This window comes from Methylobacterium sp. WCS2018Hpa-22, assembly GCF_031843785.1.
GTDB lineage: Bacteria > Pseudomonadota > Alphaproteobacteria > Rhizobiales > Beijerinckiaceae > Methylobacterium.
In genome coordinates, this window is record NZ_JAVTJA010000001.1 from 349856 (window position 1) to 370756 (window position 20901).

General features: G+C 64.6%; 15 protein-coding genes. 7 read left to right on the top strand and 8 right to left on the bottom strand.

The genetic code is table 11. The features are described 5' to 3' along the window. The first annotated feature begins 1004 nt into the window (after positions 1-1004). Positions 1005-2189 (top strand): efflux RND transporter periplasmic adaptor subunit, encoded by a 1185-nt coding sequence (locus RQI43_RS01575; RefSeq protein ID WP_156467932.1) that lies wholly within the window; start codon positions 1005-1007, stop codon positions 2187-2189. Positions 2190-2192: 3 nt separating this feature from the next. Beyond that, entirely contained in the window at positions 2193-5354 is a 3162-nt protein-coding gene (locus RQI43_RS01580; RefSeq protein ID WP_056433500.1) for a multidrug efflux RND transporter permease subunit, read from the top strand. Between the two features lie 150 nt (positions 5355-5504). Here RQI43_RS01580 and RQI43_RS01585 read toward each other — a convergent pair whose 3' ends face one another. Continuing rightward, positions 5505-7187, bottom strand: a complete 1683-nt coding sequence (locus RQI43_RS01585; protein ID WP_056433503.1) for an acyl-CoA dehydrogenase family protein — start codon at positions 7185-7187, stop codon at positions 5505-5507. A 190-nt stretch (positions 7188-7377) separates the two neighbouring features. Next, entirely contained in the window at positions 7378-8277 is a 900-nt protein-coding gene (locus RQI43_RS01590) for a DMT family transporter (protein WP_311273982.1), read from the bottom strand. Positions 8278-8444: 167 nt separating this feature from the next. On the opposite strand from RQI43_RS01590, the gene RQI43_RS01595 reads away from it, so the two are divergent. After that, a complete protein-coding gene (locus RQI43_RS01595; protein ID WP_056433509.1) occupies positions 8445-9329 on the top strand; it encodes a YihY/virulence factor BrkB family protein in 885 nt (294 codons plus the stop codon). Between the two features lie 123 nt (positions 9330-9452). Next, the gene (locus RQI43_RS01600; protein ID WP_311273983.1) at positions 9453-10280 is read left to right on the top strand and encodes a transglutaminase family protein; all 828 of its coding nucleotides are present in this window, start codon (positions 9453-9455) and stop codon (positions 10278-10280) included. Positions 10281-10429: 149 nt separating this feature from the next. Here RQI43_RS01600 and RQI43_RS01605 read toward each other — a convergent pair whose 3' ends face one another. Further along, entirely contained in the window at positions 10430-12211 is a 1782-nt protein-coding gene (locus RQI43_RS01605) for a glucan ABC transporter ATP-binding protein/ permease (protein WP_311273984.1), read from the bottom strand. A 278-nt stretch (positions 12212-12489) separates the two neighbouring features. Here RQI43_RS01605 and RQI43_RS01610 point away from each other — a divergent pair, with 278 nt between their 5' ends. Beyond that, on the top strand, positions 12490-13263 hold the full coding sequence (locus RQI43_RS01610; RefSeq protein WP_018043049.1) for a motility protein A: 774 nt from the start codon (positions 12490-12492) through the stop codon (positions 13261-13263). Positions 13264-13283: 20 nt separating this feature from the next. Beyond that, positions 13284-14114 carry a flagellar motor protein MotB gene (locus RQI43_RS01615; RefSeq protein ID WP_311273985.1) on the top strand — a complete coding sequence of 277 codons (831 nt, stop codon included), beginning with the start codon at positions 13284-13286 and terminating at the stop codon, positions 14112-14114. 9 nt (positions 14115-14123) lie between these two features. Here the strand turns inward: RQI43_RS01615 and RQI43_RS01620 are convergent, their stop codons facing one another. Further along, positions 14124-14621 carry a CAP domain-containing protein gene (locus RQI43_RS01620; RefSeq protein ID WP_311273986.1) on the bottom strand — a complete coding sequence of 166 codons (498 nt, stop codon included), beginning with the start codon at positions 14619-14621 and terminating at the stop codon, positions 14124-14126. Positions 14622-14657: 36 nt separating this feature from the next. Further along, complete coding sequence (locus RQI43_RS01625) at positions 14658-17357, bottom strand: DUF3772 domain-containing protein (RefSeq protein WP_405030533.1); 2700 nt, start codon at positions 17355-17357, stop codon at positions 14658-14660. 617 nt (positions 17358-17974) lie between these two features. Between RQI43_RS01625 and RQI43_RS01630 the strand changes: the two genes are divergently transcribed. Next, positions 17975-18523, top strand: a complete 549-nt coding sequence (locus RQI43_RS01630; RefSeq protein WP_018043045.1) for an HNH endonuclease — start codon at positions 17975-17977, stop codon at positions 18521-18523. 6 nt (positions 18524-18529) lie between these two features. Here the strand turns inward: RQI43_RS01630 and RQI43_RS01635 are convergent, their stop codons facing one another. The 3 genes from RQI43_RS01635 to RQI43_RS01645 all read right to left on the bottom strand — a co-directional run bounded on the left by RQI43_RS01635 (position 18530) and on the right by RQI43_RS01645 (position 20887). Next, positions 18530-18823 (bottom strand): hypothetical protein, encoded by a 294-nt coding sequence (locus tag RQI43_RS01635; RefSeq protein WP_207411402.1) that lies wholly within the window; start codon positions 18821-18823, stop codon positions 18530-18532. Positions 18824-18908: 85 nt separating this feature from the next. Then, positions 18909-19820 carry an outer membrane beta-barrel protein gene (locus tag RQI43_RS01640; protein WP_311273987.1) on the bottom strand — a complete coding sequence of 304 codons (912 nt, stop codon included), beginning with the start codon at positions 19818-19820 and terminating at the stop codon, positions 18909-18911. 215 nt (positions 19821-20035) lie between these two features. Further along, positions 20036-20887, bottom strand: a complete 852-nt coding sequence (locus RQI43_RS01645; protein WP_311273988.1) for an outer membrane beta-barrel protein — start codon at positions 20885-20887, stop codon at positions 20036-20038. Positions 20888-20901: the final 14 nt, after the last annotated feature.

Consider the following 20901-nt stretch of genomic DNA (forward strand, 5'->3'; position numbering starts at 1 on the left):
ACAAGCCGGTGCGCAGGCACCCCGTCTCCCATTCCGGCGAGGTCCAGGCTCTGCGAGCCGGACGTCAGATGATTGGACCGGCAGACTTGGCCGGATGGTTAAGGGCGGTCAACCCGCTGCGATGTGAACGGAATATACTGTGGGATTGGCGCAACGGCGGTGATCCCCGCTCTCGGCTACCAGCTTGACAGAATGTCGCAGGTTATTGCGCTGCGGGAACTTTCGCACCACCCTCAGTTTCGTGACTTCAGAGACGACCAGATCTGCCGTTGCCTCCGTCGAGGCAGGATGCCTCGCTTCGAACGCCCCGCAAGCGCATGCGGTCGTTCGTCCCCGCACGGCTCTGTCGACCCTGCTCGTGTTGGTTTCCCTCCTTGTGATGGTTCTGCCGAGCTTCCCGCAGGAGCTGTGGGGCGCCGGTGTCGGTGCGCCCGTCAGCAGCCGGGGGCACGACGGTCTCGCGAGCCAGGGTGAGGTTCCGTCGACCGGTTCCGCCGCGCGTCTGGAGGTCGACGACGCGATGACCCCGCCCTCGCTTTCGGGATCTCGCGTGCTCGGTGCAGCCTCGGCACCGACGTTGCGTGGTCGTTCGGCCTTGTCTCTCGGGATCAGCGCGGACGCACCACTCCACCGCCCCCCCAGGATCGCCACCTGAGAGCTTGGCCGCGGCGTTTTAACCAAACCGCGTCGAAGGCTCTCCTTTTTCCGGCTTGCGTCGCGTGATCGCCAAGATTGTGAACGATTGCTGAAGCCGTGATGTGTGTGGTTGGCCCCGGTCCGGCCGCCACACGCCCAATGACGCCATGGCCGCCCTGCGTGGCCCAGCGATTGCCAAGGTGCTGAAGTCGCTTCGCGGATCTTCGCCCAGGACTTGAGTGTCAGTGCCGCCAATCCCCTGCCGGATTGCGGTCGACCGCGTATCGCATAGGAGCTAAATCATCGTGACGACCACTTCTCACCGCGTCCGACGTGTCTGGCCGGCCTCTCTGGCTGCTGCCTCCGTCATGGTCGCCCTGTCTGCCTGCAACCAGAAGCAACAGGCCGCGGCGCCGGTGCCGACCCAGCCGCCGGAAGTCAGTGTCGTCACCGTCCGCGAACAGCCTATTCCCTATGTGCGCGATCTTCCGGGGCGCGTTGCGCCCCTGCGCATCGCCGAAGTGCGCTCCCGCGTGTCCGGCCTCGTGGTCAAGCGCACGTTCGAGCAGGGCAGCTTGGTCAAGGAAGGCGACATTCTCTACAAGATCGACCCGGCTCCGTTCGAGGCCGAGCTCGCCAGTGCCGAGGCGGCCCTCGCCCGCACCGAGGCCGCCCAGGTCCTGGCCGGCCAGCAAGCCGACCGTCTCGAGCAGCTGCTTTCGCGCCAGACCGCCAGCCAGGCGCAGTACGACAGCGCCTATGCCAGCCTGAAACAGGCCCAGGCGGAGGTGGCCGGCGCCAAGGCCACGCGCGATAGGGCCAAGCTGAACCTCAACTACACCGACGTGCGCGCCCCGATCTCCGGCCGCATCGGTCGTGCGCTTCTCACCGAGGGTACGCTGGTCGAACAGGGCGCGACCGCGATCCTCGCCACGATCCAGCAGCTCGATCCGATCTACGTGGACATCACCCAGTCGGTCGGTGAGCTGAACAAGCTGCGCCGCGATCTGGCCAGCGGTGAGCTTTCGCGCCTTTCCAAGGACACCGCCAACGCGCATCTCATCATGGATGACGGCTCACTCTACGGGTCGGCCGGCAAGGTCCTGTTCTCGGACGTCACCGCCGATCCGAGCACAGGACAGGTCACCCTGCGCGTGCTGTTCCCCAACCCGCATGATGAGCTGTTTCCGGGCATGTATGTCCGCGCCCGCATCAAGCAGGGCATCGACGCTGATGCCATCGCGGTGCCGCAACAGGCGATCCAGCGCACCAATGACGGTAAGGCCGAGGTCTGGATCGTCGGCAAAGACGACAAGGTCATGCTCCAGCCGGTGGAGGTTGGCCCGGTCGTCGATTCGAACTGGATCATCCGCGACGGCCTGAAGACCGGGGATCGCGTCGTGGTCGAGGGAGTCCAGAAGATCTCGGTCGGGTCGGCTGTGAAGACCGTCGAGCTCAAGGTCGCCTCCGCTCACGCCGAACTGAAACCGATCGATACCGACCTCGATGACCGGGCACCCAGCCCGCAGCCCGCCTCGGCGCAGGTGCGCTGAGCCATGGCCCGTTTCTTCATCGATCGCCCGATCTTCGCTTGGGTCGTCGCGCTATTCATCTGCCTGGGCGGAATTCTGTCGATCCCCAGCCTGCCGGTCGCCCAGTATCCGGTCATCGCGCCGCCTTCTATCGCGCTGTCGACGGCCTATCCCGGCGCGTCGGTCGAGAACCTCTATACCGGCACCACCCGCCTCATCGAGGATGAGCTCAACGGTGCGGCCAACATCCTGAGCTTCGAATCCGCCAGCGACGCGTTCGGTGTCGTCGAGATCACGGCCCAGTTCCAGCCGGGCACCGATTCGAGCCTCGCCGGCGTCGAAGTGCAGAACCGCCTCAAGCGCGTCGAAGCCCGTCTCCCGGCCGAAGTGCGCCAGCAGGGGACGCTAGTCGAGGAGGCCTCCGCCGCCACCCTCAACATCATCACGCTGATCTCGCCCGATAAATCGATGGACGAGATCGCGCTCGGCGACTTCCTCATCCGCAACGTCATCAACGAGATTCGTCGTATCCCCGGCGTGGGCCGCGCGACGCTCTATTCGACCGAGCGCAGCCTTCGCATCTGGATCGATTCCGACAAGCTGCGCGGCCTGTCGCTGAACGCGTCCGACGTCTCGAAGGCGATCACCAACCAGAACGTCCAGATCGCATCGGGCGCCGTCGGCGCCATGCCGAGCCCGGCCTCGAACACCGTCAACTTCCCCATTATCGTGAAGGGGCAGATGACGGCGCCGGAAGAGTTCGGAGCCATCGTGCTGCGCGCCAACCCGGACGGCTCGAACGTGCGCCTGCGCGACATCGCCCGGATCGAGCTCGGCGGCGAGGACTACAAGTTCACCACCCGCCTGAACGGCGGTGAGGCGGCAGGCATCTCGGTGACCCTGGCGCCCGACGGCAACGCCCTTGAGACCGCCTCCGCCATTCGCGCGAAGATGGAAGAGCTGTCGCAGTTCTTCCCCTCCAACGTGCAGTGGGACATCCCCTACGACATTACGCCCGCCGTCGAAGCCTCGATCAAGAAGGTGCTGATGACGCTGGTGGAGGCCGTCATCCTGGTCTTCGTAGTGATGTTCCTCTTCCTCCAGAACATCCGCTACACCCTGATCCCCACCATCGTCGTGCCGATCGCCCTCATGGGCACCTGCACGGTGATGCTGCTCGCCGGGTTCTCGGTGAACGTGCTCACCATGTTCGGCATGGTGCTGGCCATCGGCATCCTCGTCGACGACGCCATCGTGGTCGTCGAGAATGTCGAGCGCATCATGAACGAGGAAGGGCTGTCTCCGAAGGAGGCGACCCGCAAGGCGATGAGCCAGATCACCGGCGCCATCATCGGCATCACCCTGGTGCTCATCGCGGTCTTCATCCCGATGGCGTTCTTCCCGGGCTCGGTGGGCATCATCTATCGTCAGTTCTCCATCGCGATGGTGACGTCCATCGGCTTCTCGGCGCTGCTCGCGCTGACGCTGACGCCCGCTCTCTGCGCCACCCTCCTCAAGCCCATCGAGAAGGGACACGGCCATTCCAAGGGCGGCGTGTTCGGCTGGTTCAACCGGGTCGTCGACCGGGAGACCGCGCGCTACGGGCGCGGCGTCGCGGGGATGATCAAGCGGTCCGGCCGGGTGATGATGGTCTATCTCGCCCTCGTCATCGGCCTCGGCTTCGCCTTCGTGCGGATGCCGGAAGGCTTCCTGCCGGTGGAGGACCAGGGCTTCTTCACCGTGGATATCCAGACACCGCCCGGCTCGTCGTTCAACCGCACGCTGAAAGCCGTGAAGGCGGTGGAAGAGCATCTCCTTGCGCAGCCCGGCGTCGCCACGGTGACGATCGTCAACGGCTTCTCGTTCTCCGGCCAGGGCCAGGTGACCAGCCAGGCCTTCGTGACCTTGAAGCCATGGGGTGAGCGCGACGCCGCGAACTCGGCGGCTGCCCTCGTGGAGGGCACCAACAAGGCGCTGTCCAGCTACAAGGACGCGGTGATTCAGGCTCTGGAGCCGCCGCCCATCGACAATCTCGGCAACGCCTCGGGCTTCAGCTTCCGCCTGCAGGACCGTGCGCAGAAAGGCTATTCGGCCTTGATGGCGGCCCAGGAGCAGTTGCTCTCCCTCGCCAAGAAAAGCCCGATCCTGCAGAAGGTCTATGTCGAGGGCCTGCCGCCTGCGCCTCAGGCGGAACTCGTCATCGACCGTGAGAAGGCGGCGGCACTGGGTGTCGATTTCGAGGAGATCAACAACACGATCCAGGTCAATCTCGGTTCGGTCTACACCAACGACTTCCCGAACCGGGGCAAGATGCAGCGCGTCATCGTGCAGGCGGAGGACAGCCAGCGCCTGAAGGCAGCCGATTTGCTGAATTACGGCGTCAAGAACAGCCAGGGCACGATGGTGCCGATGTCGTCCTTCGCCGACCTCAAATGGAGCGTCGGCCCAGCCCAGATCATCGGCTTCAACGGCTATCAGTCGGTGCGCATCACCGGTGAACCGGCACCTGGCTATACGTCCGGCGACACCATCGCCGAGATGGAGCGCCTGATGCAGCAATTGCCGAAGGGCTTCGGCTATGTCTGGACCGGTCAGTCGCTGCAGGAGAAACAGGCGGGAAGCCAGGCGACCCTGCTCCTCGCCCTGTCGATCCTGATCGTGTTCCTGTGCCTCGCGGCGCTTTACGAGAGCTGGTCGATCCCGTTCTCGGTGCTGCTGGTCATCCCGCTCGGCGTCATCGGCTCGGTGGCGGCCGTCTACCTCCGCGGGCTGCCCAACGACGTGTATTTCAAGATCGGCCTCATCACGATCATCGGTCTCTCGGCCAAGAACGCGATCCTGATCGTGGAATTCGCCAAGGATCTCTGGAAGCCGGGTAAATCGCTGGTCGATGCGACCATCGAGGCATCGACGCTCCGCTTCCGACCGATCGTCATGACCTCGCTGGCCTTCATCTTCGGCGTGGTGCCCCTGGCCATCGCCTCGGGCGCAGCGTCGAAGAGCCAGCAGGCCATCGGTACCGGCGTGCTCGGCGGCATGATCTCCGCCACGATCCTGGCGGTTCTGTTCGTGCCGGTCTTCTTCGTCTTCATCATGCGCCTGTTCAAGACGAAACCGGTGGAGCACGAGCCGAAGGCGGCCGAGGCGGGCTCCATGCCATCGAGCCATCACGCACCGGCGGAATAGAAGCAGTTCCTCTTCCTCACCTGTGGGGAAGAGGAACCTTCAAACGAAAAAGGCCTGGAACCGGGGAGAACCCGGTTCCAGGCCTTTTTCGTTTGGATAACCCGCCGCGACCGGGCTGAACGCCCGGCCGCCGTTTTATGGCGAGGAGGCTCAGGCGGTTTCGAGAAGCCGGCGGGCGATGACCTGGGCCTGGATCTCGGCGGCGCCCTCGAAGATCGAGAGGATGCGCGCGTCGCAGAGGACGCGGCTGACTGCGTATTCCAGCGCGAAGCCGTTGCCGCCATGGATCTGCAGGGCGTTGTCGGCCGCCGCCCAGGCGACGCGGGCGCCGAGCAGCTTGGCCATGCCGGCCTCGAGATCGCAGCGCTTGCCCTCGTCCTTCTCGCGGGCGGAGAAGTAGGTGAGCTGGCGGGCGATGTTGATCTCCACCGCCATCATGGCGATCTTGTCGGCGACGCGGGGGAAGTTGATCAGCGCCTTGCCGAACTGCACCCGGTCCTCGGCGTAGCGGAGACCGAGGTCGAGGGCGTTCTGCGCCACGCCGATGGCGCGAGCTGCCGTCTGGATGCGGGCGGATTCGAAGGTCTGCATGAGCTGGGTGAAGCCCTTGCCCTCGACTTCGCCGAGAAGGTTGGCCGCCGGCACTTCGAAATTGTCGAAGGCGAGCTCGTATTCCTTCATGCCGCGATAGCCGAGGACGTGGATCTCGCCGCCGGACAGGCCGGCCACCGGGAAGGGATCCTCATCGGTGCCGCGGGGCTTCTCGGCGACGAGGAGCGACAGGCCCCTGTGACCCTTCTCTTCGGGCTTGGTGCGCACGAGACAGGTCATGATGTCGGCGCGGACCGGGTGCGTGATCCAAGTCTTGTTGCCCGAGATCTTCCAGACGTCGCCGTCCTTCACCGCCTTGGTGCGGAGGGACGCGAGGTCGGAGCCGGTATTCGGCTCGGTGAACACGGCGGTGGGGAGGGTATCGCCCGACGCGATGCCGGGCAGGAAGCGGTGCTTCTGCTCCTCGGTGCCGCCGCACAGGATGAGCTCGGCGGCGATCTCCGAGCGGGTACCGAGCGAGCCGACGCCGATATAGGCGCGGGACAGTTCCTCGGAGACGACGCACATGGAGATCTTGGGCAGGCCCATGCCGCCGTATTCCTCTGGGATCGTCAGGCCGAAGACGCCGAGCTCGGCCATCTTGGTGACGATCTCCATCGGGATGTAGGCGTTCTGGCTGTGCCACTCATGGGCGTGCGGCACGACCTCGGCGAGGCCGAAGCGGCGCATCTCGGAGCGGATCGCCTCCATGTCCTCGTCGAGGCCGGACTTGCCGATGGTGGCCGAGCCACCGTTGTCGCGGATGCGAGCGACCAATGCGGCGCGGTTGGCCGCCGTGTTGCCCTCCGCGATCATGGCCTCGACGGCGTCCGTCCGGAACTTCGCGATCTCGCGGGCGGAGAGACCGAGCGAGCCGGTGACGCGCACGATCTCGCCCTGGCTCATGGGAATGCCAGAGAACATCTGGTCGAGATATTCGCCGATGCCGATCTTCACGAGGAGCGCCTCGGTCTCCCCGAATTCTCCGGCCTCGGTCAGGCGCGCTGCGTAGGCGCCGAGTTCGCGAACACCTTCGGCATAGGTGGCGAGCCAGGCGAGGCCGTGGGCGGCATGCTGCTCGGCCTCAAGCTTCTCAGGCGAGATCTTCCCATCGGCGGAGAGAACCTTCGCGCGAACGCGGCGGGTCGCCTCGGCGACGAGGGCCTTGGCAGCTTCGCCGGCGCCCTGGGCGAGGGTCAGGAGATCCTGCGGTTCGGTGGAGACGGCCGGGGAAGCGGACATGGTTCGAATCTCTCAAATCAGAATGAGGGTTGGCGCTCATTATAGGCAGGTTTGCCAAGTCTGTAGAGGCGTCTCGCCGCAGCGCGGCACTATCCCGCCTGAATTCATTATTTCTTGCCGCGGAAAGCCTGGTTTTGCTCGACAAAACCAGGAGAGCTGAATTTTATTGAGAGATGAATCAAAGAAAAACTCATCTTCGGCTGGCGACCGCGACCCCAATCGTAGCCACGGCCATGCCGGCCATCTGGATCGGGGCCAGTGTCTCGCCGAACAGGAGATAGGCCATCGCCGCCGAGACCGGGGGGACCAGGAAGAGCAAGGAGGCGACGCCGGCCACCTCGCCGCGCCGGATCAGGGCGAGAAGAAGCAGGATGCCCGCCACCGAATTTATGAGGATCGACCAGGCCAGTCCGCCCCAGAGCGGCAGGGACGCGTCGAAACGGCCGGTGCCGAACAGAAGCGCCGCCGGCACGGCGAGGAGCGTCGCCCCGACGAACTGGATCGCCGCATTCGGCAGCAATTCGGCCTGTCCCGCACGACTCTTCTGCCACAGCGTGCCGATCGTCATCGCCACCATGGCACCGAGGCAGGCGAGAAGTGGAAGTGCCGGGATGCCGGATGCGTCCGCAGTACCGATTTTCGGGGCGAGGACGAGAAGTGCCCCGGCAAAGCCCGTGGCGATCCCGATCCAGCGCCGCGGGCTGACGATTTCACCGAGAAATGGACGCGCCATCGCCGCCGTCAGCAGGGGCTGGAGACTGCCGACCAGGGCAGCGATGCCCGATGGCAGGCCGCGCTCCACCGACCAGAATACGCCGATGACGTAGATGCCCTGCATCAGCACGCCGGCAACCAGGGCATCGCGCCATCCTGCCCGGCTGCGCGGCCATCTCGCGCCGAGGCCGATGGTGATGGCGGTCAGGACGATGGCGACGCCGACGAGTCGGATGGCGACGAAGGTGAAGGCCTCCGCATGGGGCGCCACGAAACGCGCGGCGACGAAGCCCGATGCCCAGATCAGGACGAAGACCGACGAGACCACCGAAGCGGGCACGGTACGGGTTGAGGAAGCCGGTGCATCGACTGACATGACGGTGGCGCAGGCAACACACCGAACCGCCGAACACAAGTCGCATTGGTGGCGGGCGGCATTGCATCGATCGGACGATCGCCCTGGACGTTGCGCCATCGCCCGGCCTCGCGTTTAGACAGACGGGTCGACGAGTCCCCCCAGTCACGAGAAGCGCCCCACCCGCCGTGAGCCGTCTCCGCAACAGTGCCAACATCGCCAGCCTCGCCGCCCAGCGCTTCGTTGCCCATGACGGCTGGGCGATCGCGAGCCATATCGCTCTCTCGATCCTGACGTCGCTGTTTCCCTTCCTGATCCTGCTCGCCGCCTTGGCCGGTCTGCTTGGGACCAAGTCGCTGGCCGACGAGGCGGGCGACCTGATTTTCGAGGCTTGGCCGCGCGAGGTGGCGAAACCCATCGCGAGTGAGGTTCACCGTGTGCTCACCGAGCAACGTGGCGGCGTGCTCACCATCGGCGCGCTGCTCGCCCTCTACTTCTCGTCCTCCGGAGTGGAGAGCCTCAGGGTGGGGCTCAATCGCGCCTACGGCCTGCGCGAGATCCGGCCCTGGTGGCTGACCCGCCTCGAATCCATCGGTTACGTCGTCTGCGGGGCCTTCGCCATGCTCGCCTTCGCGCTGCTCGTCGTCCTGGGGCCGTTGATCTGGCGTCGTATCATCAACGTGGCGCCTGGACTCGAACCACTGAGCCTCACCGTGGCTATCGGGCGGATCGCGATCACGGCCTTCCTGCTTGCCACGGTTCTGGTCATTGCCCATAAATTCGTGGCGGCTGGCCGTCGCGCCATCCTGTCGGTCTTGCCCGGCGTTGCCGTGACGCTGGTCCTCTGGTTTCTTGCCGGACTCGGGTTCGGCTTCTACCTCGATCGGTTCTCGGCCGCCTACGCCTCGACCTATGGCGGCTTGGCCACCGCGATGGTGTTCCTGGTCTTCCTCTACTGGCTAGCTGCGATGTTCCTCTTCGGCGGTGAAATCAATGGCACCGTCATTGCAGCACGGCGGCAGCGGCTGCAGGCCCGGATGTTGGCCAAGCAGGCCGAGGCGCGCCGGCAATGAAGCGGAGTGTCGCGACCTGCATGCTGACATCCACCTGTGACCTTCGCGGCCTATGCCGAACGGTCTCGCGCGGGCATGAGGGCGGCAGGGCTGGCGCGACGGTCGGTCGGAGGTTCAACGGTAATGCGCATCAGGTTCGGCTGCGAGATGGGCTACGATTTCGCCTATCCTACTCCGATGATCGCTCGATTGACGGCGCATCCGAGCCGGTTCGCTGGAGCGATGGAGCCGGACAGCCTGGCCATCGGCCCGGAGACGCCGCACGAAGTGTTCATCGACGATTTCGGTAACCGGTGCTGCCGCCTCGTGGCACCGGCGGGGGCGGTGACCCTTTCGGTGGAGGGATGGCTCGACGATGACGGCGATCTCGATCCGGTCGTGCCGCAAGCGATCCAGCATCCCATCGAGGACTTGCCCCTGGAGGCCCTGCCCTTCCTGGTGGCGAGCCGTTACTGCGAATCCGATTTGCTCTCGAACGAAGCGTGGCGCCTGTTCGGCGATGTCCCGCCCGGCTGGACCCGCGCCCAGGCGGTCTGCGATTGGGTCCACGGCCATATCAGCTTCGGCTACGGCTATTCGAATGTGGATCGTACTGCCGCCGATGCCCTTGCCGTCGGGCGAGGAGTCTGTCGCGACTACGCTCACCTGTTCGTGGCGTTCTGCCGTGGCCTGAACATGCCGACGCGTTATTGCACCGGCTATCTCAGTTTCATCGGCGAACCCGAGCCGCATGCGCCCGGGGATTTCGCCGCCTGGACCGAAGTCTATCTCGGCGGTGCCTGGCATGTCTTCGACCCGCGCAACAACGCCCCGCGCCGTGGTCGTATCCTGGTCGCTCGCGGTCGAGATGCGGCGGACGTCCCGCTGACCCATACGTTCGGAACGAATGTCCTGACGAAGTTCAAGGTGTGGGCCGAGGAGGACATGGGCGACGCCCACCCCCGCAGATAGGAGGGTGTCGATGAACCTTCCTCCCGTCCGCGGAAGAAGGGCATACACGCAGTTGGCTCGATGAGGGTCGCGCAACCTCCTGCGAGATCACCCCCGTCTCCGCCTGATCGGTAGTGACCCTCCCCGACGAGGGGGGAGGGTTTTCTCCGTCAGGCCGCCAGGGCGAGTGTGGGCTCGGAGGCGTCGGCACCGGCCATGAACTGCGCCCGGGCGAGGTCGGCGAAGCGGCCGTTCTCCGCGACGAGTTCCTCGAAGGTGCCCGATTCGACGATCCGACCCTCGTGGAAGACGAGGATGCGGTCGGCGTTGCGGATCGTCGCCAGACGGTGGGCGATGACGAAGGTGGTCCGGCCCTCCATCACTGCTTCGAGCGCACCCTGCAGCTTCCGCTCGGTGGTCGCGTCCAAGGCGGACGTGGCCTCGTCGAGGATCAGCACGGGCGGATTCTTAAGCAGCGCCCTGGCGATCGACAGACGCTGGCGCTCGCCGCCGGAAAGCGAGCGGCCACGCTCGCCGATGATCGTGTCGAGACCGTCGAACTGGCGATCCATGAACTCCGTCGCCTGGGCACGGTCGAGGGCGTCGAGCATCTCCGCATCGGTGGCGTCGGGACGGCCGACCTGGAGATTCTCACGGATCGAGCGGGCGAACAGCATCGGCTCCTGGAACACCACGCCGATGTTGTGACGCAGGGAGGCGAGGCCGATATCGCGGATGTCGGTACCGTCGATGCGGATCGCGCCGGTATCCGGGTCGAACGCACGGTGCAGCAGGCCCAGTGTGGTCGACTTGCCTGAGCCTGTGGTGCCGACGAGGGCGATGGTCTGCCCGGCCTGCGCTGTGAAGGAGACGCTCTCCACGGCCTTGCGACGTGGGGTGTAGGAGAAGCCGACCTGATCGAAGGAGACCTCGCCCTCGAAACGGGCCACCTGCATGGCGCCGGGACGATCGTGGACGGCCGGGGTCGTGTCCAGAATCTCGAAATACTCGGCGATCTTGGGCATCTGCTGGAACAGACCGTTGATGCAGGTGGCGACCTGATCGAGGCGGGCGACGAGCATGGTGGCAAGGCTCATGAAGGCCACCACTTCGCCGATCGAGGCCATGCCGTGCTGATGTAGGGCGATACCCGTGATGAAGATGGCCGTCATGGTCAGGGTGGCGGCAGCGCGGGTCGCGACATTGGCGAGCGCCCACCACGACAGGACCGGGATCTGGGCCGCGAGCAGGTTGCGAATGATGCCATGCATGGCCTCCTTCTCCGCCTTGGCGCGGGTGAAGGACTGGATCACGGCGACGTTGCCGAGGGCGTCGGAGGCATGGGCGGCAAGGCCCGACTGGTAGGCCTCGACTCGGCCCTGCAGCATCTCGGTGCGGCGCATGACGAAGGTGGTGAGCACGGTGAACATCGTCACCAGCACGACCAGGATCGAGCCGAGCTGCCAGTTCACGAACAGGGTCATCGGCAGGAGGACGGCGAGGGACACGACGGCGACGAAATGATCGCGGAAGAAGCCGAGCCACAGCCAGAACATGCCGTTCGATCCTTCCAGCATCGCCTTCAGGACGCGGCCGGAATGGTTCGAGGAATGAAAGGCCAGCGGCAGTTCGAGCACATGCTCGAAGTAATTCGCCATGGAAGCGAGACGATTGCGATGGGCCAGCCGGTCCGCATGCAGTGCGATGGTGACGCCGGCCGCGATGGTGAACAGGCCGAAGGCGACCCATGCGCCGATGAGCGGCGCCAGTGTCGAGAAGGCGTTACCGTCGCTCTTCAGATGCGTCAGCTGATCGATGATGCGCCCCATGAGCAGCGGCTCGGCGAAAGCCGCGACGGCGAGGGCCACATTGGCGACAGCGAGGAGGGCTGCCAGGCGCCGATCGGCGCCCAGTAGGCCCATGACGCGCGCATAGAGACGAACCAACGGCATGACGACGTGTGCTCCGATGCCAATCACGGCGCGGTCCCTTTTGCCGGAACCTTCGCCCTCAACCCTTCGCCTTCGGCCCGGCCCCCATTCATCGGAGGTCACAAGCCATTCGGCGTGCTCGGCTTATCGCAATGCCACCCTGAACGGCGAATGACAGGAATGCGCCGGGAGAACCGTTATCCTTTACGGTTCGTTTAGCGCGCCTGCCTAAGGCTGAAGACGTCGCTTTCCGCTCGGATCCTGTTCCGTGCTGCTGGGCAAGCCGACCAGGGTTCACCATGGATCTCGCAACCGGTATCGGGCTTCTCGGCGGCTTCGGTGTCGTCTTCACCCTGATCATGATCGATGGCGGGAACTTCGCCGCCTTTTTCGACAAGCACGCGGTCATCGTCATCTTCGGCGGTTCCACCGCGGCGACGATGATCCGCTTCCCGTTCGCGACCATGATGCACGGCCTGCCGATGGGCATGCGCTACGCCTTCACCATGCGGGCGATCAGACCGCGCGAACTCATCGAGGAAATCACCAAGATCGCCGACGTCGTGCGTAAATCCGGCCCGATGGCCCTGGAGAACATGGAGATCTCCGATCCCTTCCTGGCTCAGGGCGCCCGCTACATCGCCGACGGCTACGACCGCGAGTTCATCCGCGACACGATGGAGCGCGACCGCGACAACTTCCTCATGCATCTCGATGAGGGCTCGAAGATCTACCGCGCCTTCGGGGATTGTGCCCCCGCCTGGGGCATGATCGGCACCATTCTCGGCATGGTGACGATGTTCGCCAACATGTCGGACCCCTCGAAGCTGGGCCCTGCCATGGCGACCGCGCTGCTCGCCACCCTCTATGGCGCGCTGATCTCCAACATGATCGCGCTTCCGCTCGCCGACAAGCTACACGTGAAGCTGGAGGAGGAGGACGTCTCCCGCTCCCTCATCATCGACGGCATCCTGCTTATCCGCGACTCGAAGAGTTCGTCCCTCGTGCGCGAGATGCTGGTCGCCTACCTGCCGCACAACCACCGCGACGACCTCGCGGCGGAAGCGGCCTGACGGGAAGAGGGTAACCGGCCGTGGCCAGGAAGAAGCGCGGAGGCCATGGCGGTCACGGTTGGTTCGTGACTTTCGCCGATCTCATGGCGCTGCTCATGAGCTTCTTCGTGATGATCGCGGCCTATTCCACTCAAGACCAGAAGAAGATGCAGGCTGTAGCCGGCTCCATGCGCGATGCCTTCGGTGTCAACAGGGAATCGCGTTTCTCCGGAATCATCGAAGTGAACGGCCTTCCGACGCCGGGCCATATCAAGAACCGCAGCGATATCGCGCCCGAACAGGCCACCGATCGGCCAAAGCCGCCGGATATCGAATCGGCTGCCCCGGAAGGGATCCAGGATAGCGGCTATCCGGAAGCGTTCGGCCTTGCCGCCGCCAGTCTGCGCCAGGCGATGCAGGACATGCCCGAAATCTCGGAGCTTTCGAAGAATATCATCGTCAATCCGACGCAGAAGGGCGTCGATCTCTCGCTGGTGGATCAGGACGGCAGCACGATGTTCCCGCACGGGTCGAGCCGCCCGAACGATCGGACGAGGCGCCTTCTGGAGAAGCTAGCCCCCGTCATTCGGAAGCTGCCCAACCGCATCACTGTCACAGGCTATACCGCCACGGACAGGCCCGGTACACGCCCCCCTGCCCCGCCCTGGGAGCTCTCGGCAGGTCGCGCCATCAGCGTGCGTGAAATCCTCGCCAGCGCCGGCGTGCCCGACGATCGCTTCGCTTCGGTCTCCGGCAAGGCGGATACCGAGCCGCTGTTCCCGGACAATCCGTACCTGTCATCGAACCGGCGCGTGACGGTGACGCTCATGGGCGAGCAAGCACCGACGCCGCGTTCGATGAAGCTGCCCTGAGGGCGCGACTCACTCGGCGACCAGCAGCGCCCAATAGACCTTGTACTTTGAATTCGGAGCATAGGCCGTAGCGATGCCCATGCGTGTCGCCCGAGGGGCCAGCATGACGGCGTTATGGGCCGGGCTGTCGCGCCATCCCGAGAAGGCCTCCGCCAGGGTGTGATAGCCGGCCGAGAGATTCGCCTGCGCGCCCGCATAGCCGAGGCGCTGAACCGCGACCTTCACCGTCTGGGCCTGGCTCGGCTTGTCGGCGGCCGCCATCGCGGCTGCCTCGGCTTCGGCCAGACGCTGCAGGTCCGGGTCGATCCGTAAGTGTGCACCGCCGCTCCGCGCACGATACGCCGAGATCATATCGCGCGCGGTCGCCGCATCGACCGATGCGCCGGAGGTGGTCATTGGCCAGTACAGGCTCGGGAGCGCGCCGGTGGTCGGTGCTTCCTTGGCGCAACCGGACAGCACGAGGCTGCCCACAAGCGCGAGGCCGAACACCCGGAATCCCATCGTCATCGTTCAAGCCTCGCGTTCGTCGTCGATCGTGTCGGTCTACGACACCTCCGCAGGGCTCCTACGCCGGTTCGGTTCACGGGGCGTTGCCGAGCGCATCGGCTCGGCTTCCTCGTTCGCGGAAGGGCTGACCTGCCGGTCATCGACCTCCTCCGCCTGAGCCGGCCGATCCTGGCTCCGGTTCTGTGCGAACACGCCGGCGATCTGCCCGAGTGCGGTCTGGACCGGCTCCAGGCCCTGGACGGTGACGACGCTCGATCCGGGGCCGAGAGCCGGGATGAACCCTGCGCCGGACAAGGCTTGAAACACGGAAAAGTTCAGGTCGCTCGTGACCTTCAGGCCCATGCTGACATCGACGATCATCGCGATCAGTTCGAATTCGAGGAAAGGATCGCCGATCTTGCGGAACACCACCCGTGGTGCCGGCTCCTTCAGCACATCCGGATGAGCGGCGGCGCAGGCCACCAGCATTTCGGCGGCACGGACCGGATCCTGGTTGCGCAGGACGTTGACCGTGATGGTGACGCGGCCGGTGCGATCGCCGCGAACGCGGTTCTTCACGATACCCGAAATCAGGTTCGAGTTCGGCACGATCACCGCCGAACGGTCGAAGGTCTGGATCTCGGTGGAGCGCACCGAGATGCGCTTCACGATGCCCTCGCTGTCGCCGATGAGCACCTGATCGCCGACGCGGATCGGTCGCTCCCACAGCAGCAGCAGGCCCGAGACGAAGTTGTTGACGATGGATTGGAGGCCGAAACCGATACCGACGGAGAGCGCACCGGCGACGATAGTCAGCTTCTCGAGGCTGAGTCCGAGATAGGAGAAGGCGAGCGCGAGGGCGATCAGGAAGCCGCAATAACCGGTGATGGTGGAGATGGAGTTGCGCAGGCCCGCATCGAGATCGGTGGCCGGGAGGTAGGTCTGTTCCAGCCAGCGCTGGACTGCGCGCGTGATGACCACGCCGATGACGAGAAGTCCCACCGCATACGCGATGGTGGAGAGCGAGATCGTTACGTCTCCGACCTTGAAGCCGAAGAAGGCGCTGCGCACGGAGGTGAAGACGTCGGTGGAATCGAGGCCCCAGGGCGCGAGCGCCAGCAAGGCGGCCACCAGGATCAGAACGACTCGGGCGAGACCGGTCGACAGAACGGCGATCTGGTTGATCGAGCGCTTGCGTAGCCCGGTATTGGCCTGAAGCGCTGTGGCGAAGCGGGTCTCGTCCTTCAGCGTACCGCCGATGAACGTGTCGGCACTCGTGATAAGCAGGTAAAGCAGCGCGATCAGGCACGCCGTCCAGACCAGCTGGTCGATGAGGAAGGCGGCGAAGGCGACATAGCCGACGAGGGGCGCGATGCCGATGACGATGACGGCAGCCCATCCGAGGAGGCGCGCCGGACCGCCGATCGTCGTGGTGGATTCCGGCGCGACGTAGGGACCGAAGCAGGCCTCCTCCTTATCCGCCGTGTCGGCGAAGCGGTGCAACCCGATGGCGAGGATCAGGATGGTGGCGAGGGCGCCGATGCCACGGGTGGCGATGGAGATCGATAGTGCGGCGTAGATGCCGGAATTGAGCGCCTCGATGGATTTGACCACCGTGATTACCGTGGCGATGCCGACGGCGAGCCGCGTCAACCGCGACGCGGTCGAATCGCTGAGCGGAGCAGGACGCCAGGACGGTTTTTCCGGCGACAGCAGTGCGTCGCAAAGCGCCTCTACGAAGGCGATGAAAGCGAGCCCGCCGAGGATGGCGCCGGCCACCGGCATCAGCCGCTGCGGCAGCAGGTCCGTGGAATCCAGGGCGTAATAGACGGCGTAGCTTCCCACCACCGCCGGTACGGTGCCGAGGAGGAAGACGCGCCAGGCCGCCATCAGCTTCATGCGCTGCGTCGGGTCGACGACGCTCTGGCTGCGCCGCCCGAGACGCGGGGCAATGTTTCGGCGTCCGAAATACAGCGCCACGGAGATGCCAAGCGCGACCCCGAGCAGAAGAAGATTCCAGATCGATCCGTTGCGGCCGAACAGGCCAGCGATATCACTGACGGCGGCCTGCAGAGCCCGGATGTCGCGCGGGACATCGTCGGCGATACGCATCCAGAGGTCGGGATTCACCAGTGCCGACGAGCGTTCGAACAGGCCGCGGGTGAAGGCTGCCCTGCGCTTGTTCGTGATCTGGTCGATGATCTGGTCGCTCTGCACGAGAAGCGATTTCGCCAGCCGCTGCGTCTCGTCGATCTCGGCGACCGCATGCTCGCGCTCGCCCCGCTCCTTGGCGACGTCCTCGCCCTCCTCGCCTTCCTTCGGCTTCGGGCCGAGCTGCGTCAGGCGCTCGCGGGCCGCTTCGAGACGCGGCGTGGTGGCATCGATGATCTGACGGATCCGGTCGGCGATGGCGTCGAGGCCTTCGCGTGCCTTGAGCAGGTTCGCGGAATCGACGTTGCGGCCGGCGAGCAGCTTTTCACGCTCATCGAGATTGGCCTTCGCCTCGTCGAGCCGGTCGCGGACATTCTGGATCGCTTCAGAGACTGCCTGTTTCGGCACGGGCGGCTTCGCAGCCGGCGCGGGGGCCGCCGCAGCGGGTGGGACGGTAGCGGGCGCCGGCTTTGCCGGCTCCGTCTGCGCGGGGGCGACGGGCGCCGCCTGCGCCAGAACCGGAATGGGAGTCAGGAAGGAGGCACCCATCCACGCGGCAAGGAGCGCTGCATGTCGCATTCTGCCCTTCATGAATCCCAGTTCCATGTCGTTCCTTTCGTCGGCTTGGGCCGACCGCCCCTCTGGCGTCGGCACGCAGACCCCGGTGCGCGGGCCAATCGCTTCCAGGCCCATCTCCGGCAAGAGCCGTGGCCATGATGGGAGCATCAGCGAAGGCACAACACGCGCCGTAGGTGGCAGCGGGTCAAAAATCAGATTGTCGGATGGCCGATCAATGGGGCGAAAGGGTGCCGCAGACACATCATTCGCCGAGGCAGCCCGAAAGATTGTGGGCCGCGACGTCGCGGATCGACCGGGCAACCTTCACAAGCGTGTCATGCTGATATTAGACTAACGCGCAATGGACAGAGCCTTTTCGTATCGACGCGAGGAGGTGGCGTTGGCCGTCCATGTCGATGTGCCTCGCCACAAACCGGGCGTTCCCGCCCGATGCGACCGCTTTTGGCTAAGCCCAGGCCGGTCCGCCCTCCCCGATCATCTGTTCTCTTCGCATCCTGTGCGGGTCCGGCGACCGAGATGTGTTCGCCGGATGCCAAAGTCGAAGACCGAACTGCCGGGACCACCGATCTTTCATCATCCGGGGACGATGCCGCGCCGTAACGTGCTGCGTCGTCCCTTCGTCGATCCGTCAAGAGAGTAGCGCCATGCTGGATCTCCAAACGCTCGTCCTCAATGCGGATTACCGGCCGCTTTCGTATAATCCGCTGTCCTTATGGTCCTGGAAGGACGCTTTCACCGCCCTCTTCCTCGACAGGGTCACATTGGTGGCCAGCTACGATGTCGAGGCCCGGTCACCGAGCCGCGCCTTGAGGGTCCCCAGCGTCGTTGCCCTCAAGAACTACGTGACCCTGGCGCGCAGTCCGGCCTTCACCCGCTACAACATCTACCTGCGCGACACCTTCTCCTGTCAGTATTGCGGACTTCGGATGCCCTCGGGCGGGCTGACCTTCGACCACGTCATCCCGCGTTCGCGCGGCGGATTATCGAGCTGGGAGAACGTCGTCGCCGCCTGCTCACCCTGCAACCTGCGCAAGGCGAACCGTACTCCGGCGGAAGCCGAGATGCCGCTTCTGCATGAACCCCACCGGCCGACGCGGCACGAGCTCCATCGCCGCCAACCGGAATTCGACCACCGCGAGTACCATCACACCTGGCTGGATTACCTGTATTGGGACAGCGAACTCGAAAGCTGACGTTGGTCAGTCCTGCGAGAAGCGTGGCGGCGGTTCGTTATAGACCGGTGCGTTGGGGTTGTGCGGGGGAACAAGACCCAGGACGACTGGCGGGCCGTAAATGGTTCTCACCAAGCGCGGCGCCGGCAGGTAGCGAGGATCACGATAGGAAATCTGCGGCGGCAACATCGCGCCGTGCCGCTGAACATACGGACCTTGGTACACAGCATCGACGGCAATGTGGCGGCCTCCTGCCTCGGCTCCTGAAATGGATACGAGGCTGAGTATCGCGGCACCGACGGAGAGGTTGGTTCGGTTCATCGTGCGGAGTCCGTTTCAAAATGCTGGCGGACTTTGCAGCGGATGATGCGATGAAGCCCTTAACGCACCAGATTTTGTTTGAGTCTCAGAACTTCACGGCCGCACCGCCGCGGACGGTGTTCAGATTAACTTTGTGGCCATCAAAGTCGTTAAAGAGAACATATTGATATTCCCCACGCAGAATAATGTTCTGCGTCAACGCGTATTCCAAGCCTACGCCCAGTGCGATGCCGCCAACGACCTTTGTTTTACTGCTTCCGTAGGTGATGGGCGCTGCCAGAGTTGATCGACCGGGGTTTTGGGCATTGAAGCTGCCATAACCACTGTGGCTGACGACGGCGGCTTGCCTAGGATCGCTGAGGCCGAGATTGGCACGATACGTGGTTTGGTCGTATTCTGCGGCCTGAACCTTTACTTGATCTGCGATTTGTGCGCGGCCGATGGCCAGTCCGCCCGTTACGAACGGGAGAAAGGCGCCCATTGTGTAACCGGCACGGGCCCGGATCGTGCCGAAATCTTCAATTCGCGTCGAGGACGTGCCTTCGAGGCCGACGGAGCGAAAAAAGCCATCTGTTCCAACCATGAAACGAGAAATGTAATTGTTGCTCGCGCCGGTTCTGCCGAAGCTTGTATAATCCACCTCAATGCCGATGACGGTCTCGTCGAACTGGTAATTCCATCCCGCAAAAGCTCCATAGCTGGCGCCTTCCGTCCGGGTTGAATGCGTTTGGAGCAATCCAGAGGCATGCATCTCGTTCTCGAAGTAAGTCTGGCTGAGCGCGCTTGCGACAATGGGTTGAAACGCATTGTTGAAGCCCAGCGCGGCCGAGCTGTATCCCGCATGCCCGCCGAAATATCCGCCGTTCCAATCGATCTCGGTTGAGGCAGGCTCGTAATCGGAACCACGCAGCACGCCATAGTCCAGATCGGCGGCCCGGGCGGTCGGCAGCCATCCGAGTGTGATGCCGGTCAGGAGAGCAAGGGTGACGGTACGCATCGAGGTCGTCCTCAGGGCTGCAGCCCGACTGTTCTTTCCGAACATAGTATCATTATTGATTGCGTAACCTTAATACTCCGTTGCGTTCGCGCCACATGAGTTACGGCGAGGCCTATGGTCATGGTCGCAGGACGAAAAAGCCCGCGCGGCACGGGCCGGGCGGGCTTTGAGCGTAGGAAGGCGGGCGAAGGTCCTGCCGTGTATCGGGCTATGCCTTATTCGTAGGGATTGCCGCCGCCGTAACCGCCGGTCCCAAAAGCAGCAGCGCCGCCGGCGAAGCTGTAGCGCAGGCCGATGCGAACCTCGTTGGCCGAGATGTCCTTGAGGCGGGTCCCGAAGCCGAAATCGTCGAGGCCGGTCTTGGCGCGGCCGAGATTGACGTAACGGTAGTTCGCATCGATCGCGAAGCCCGCACCGATCTCGTAGGACACGCCGCCTGTCAGTGCCCAGGCCAATGACGTGACCGAACCGTTGCGACGCGCGGCAGCGGGGCGTGGCCCGACCACCGGGCTTCCGTCACAGAGCACGGGAACGGTACAGGTGGTTTGGGTATAGGCGTTACGGAAATCCTTCTGTGCGATACCGATGCCACCGCCGATATAGGGGGTGAGCCCCCACCAGGTGCCGAGATCCGCATAGACGTTCACGAGAGCCGTCAGCACGTCGAGCTTGCCGGCCTCGACGTTGTATCCGTTCGCGAAGTTCGAGCCGGACGAGTAAGTCGTGAAACGGCTGGGAAGGCGCTGGTCGATGGTGGCGTCCATGCGCAGCCAGTTGTTGAAGCGGTAGCCGATGCCGCCACCATAGCCTGGCTGATGACTGAGGCGCAGTCGTACGAGCGGTGGCGTGCCCGGTTCGACCAGCGTCGCATCCTTGGGATGATCGTAGTAGCTCTCGGTGAAATCGGCACGGAGGTACCATCCGCTGCCGATCTGGACCGGGGCGGGTGCCGGCGGAGGTGGTGGCGGCGGAAGAAGGTCCGCTGCAACGGCTGGCACGGCGCCGATTGCCAGTCCGGCGAGGATCGCAGCGAGGGCTGCGGAGCGGTATGGACGAGGCGGAATCATCAGGATCCTCACGG

Bases quoted from the DNA above. Each gene is read 5' to 3' on its own strand.
- RQI43_RS01630 (WP_018043045.1), top strand. From the start codon at position 17,975: ATGCTGGATCTCCAAACGCTCGTCCTCAATGCGGATTACCGGCCGCTT.
- RQI43_RS01610 (WP_018043049.1), top strand. From the start codon at position 12,490: ATGGATCTCGCAACCGGTATCGGGCTTCTCGGCGGCTTCGGTGTCGTC.
- RQI43_RS01600 (WP_311273983.1), top strand. From the start codon at position 9,453: ATGCGCATCAGGTTCGGCTGCGAGATGGGCTACGATTTCGCCTATCCT.
- RQI43_RS01590 (WP_311273982.1), bottom strand. From the start codon at position 8,277: ATGTCAGTCGATGCACCGGCTTCCTCAACCCGTACCGTGCCCGCTTCG.
- RQI43_RS01605 (WP_311273984.1), bottom strand. From the start codon at position 12,211: ATGCCGTTGGTTCGTCTCTATGCGCGCGTCATGGGCCTACTGGGCGCC.
- RQI43_RS01640 (WP_311273987.1), bottom strand. From the start codon at position 19,820: ATGCGTACCGTCACCCTTGCTCTCCTGACCGGCATCACACTCGGATGG.
- RQI43_RS01620 (WP_311273986.1), bottom strand. From the start codon at position 14,621: ATGACGATGGGATTCCGGGTGTTCGGCCTCGCGCTTGTGGGCAGCCTC.
- RQI43_RS01575 (WP_156467932.1), top strand. From the start codon at position 1,005: ATGGTCGCCCTGTCTGCCTGCAACCAGAAGCAACAGGCCGCGGCGCCG.
- RQI43_RS01645 (WP_311273988.1), bottom strand. From the start codon at position 20,887: ATGATTCCGCCTCGTCCATACCGCTCCGCAGCCCTCGCTGCGATCCTC.
- RQI43_RS01635 (WP_207411402.1), bottom strand. From the start codon at position 18,823: ATGAACCGAACCAACCTCTCCGTCGGTGCCGCGATACTCAGCCTCGTA.
- RQI43_RS01585 (WP_056433503.1), bottom strand. From the start codon at position 7,187: ATGTCCGCTTCCCCGGCCGTCTCCACCGAACCGCAGGATCTCCTGACC.
- RQI43_RS01625 (WP_405030533.1), bottom strand. From the start codon at position 17,357: ATGGAACTGGGATTCATGAAGGGCAGAATGCGACATGCAGCGCTCCTT.
- RQI43_RS01580 (WP_056433500.1), top strand. From the start codon at position 2,193: ATGGCCCGTTTCTTCATCGATCGCCCGATCTTCGCTTGGGTCGTCGCG.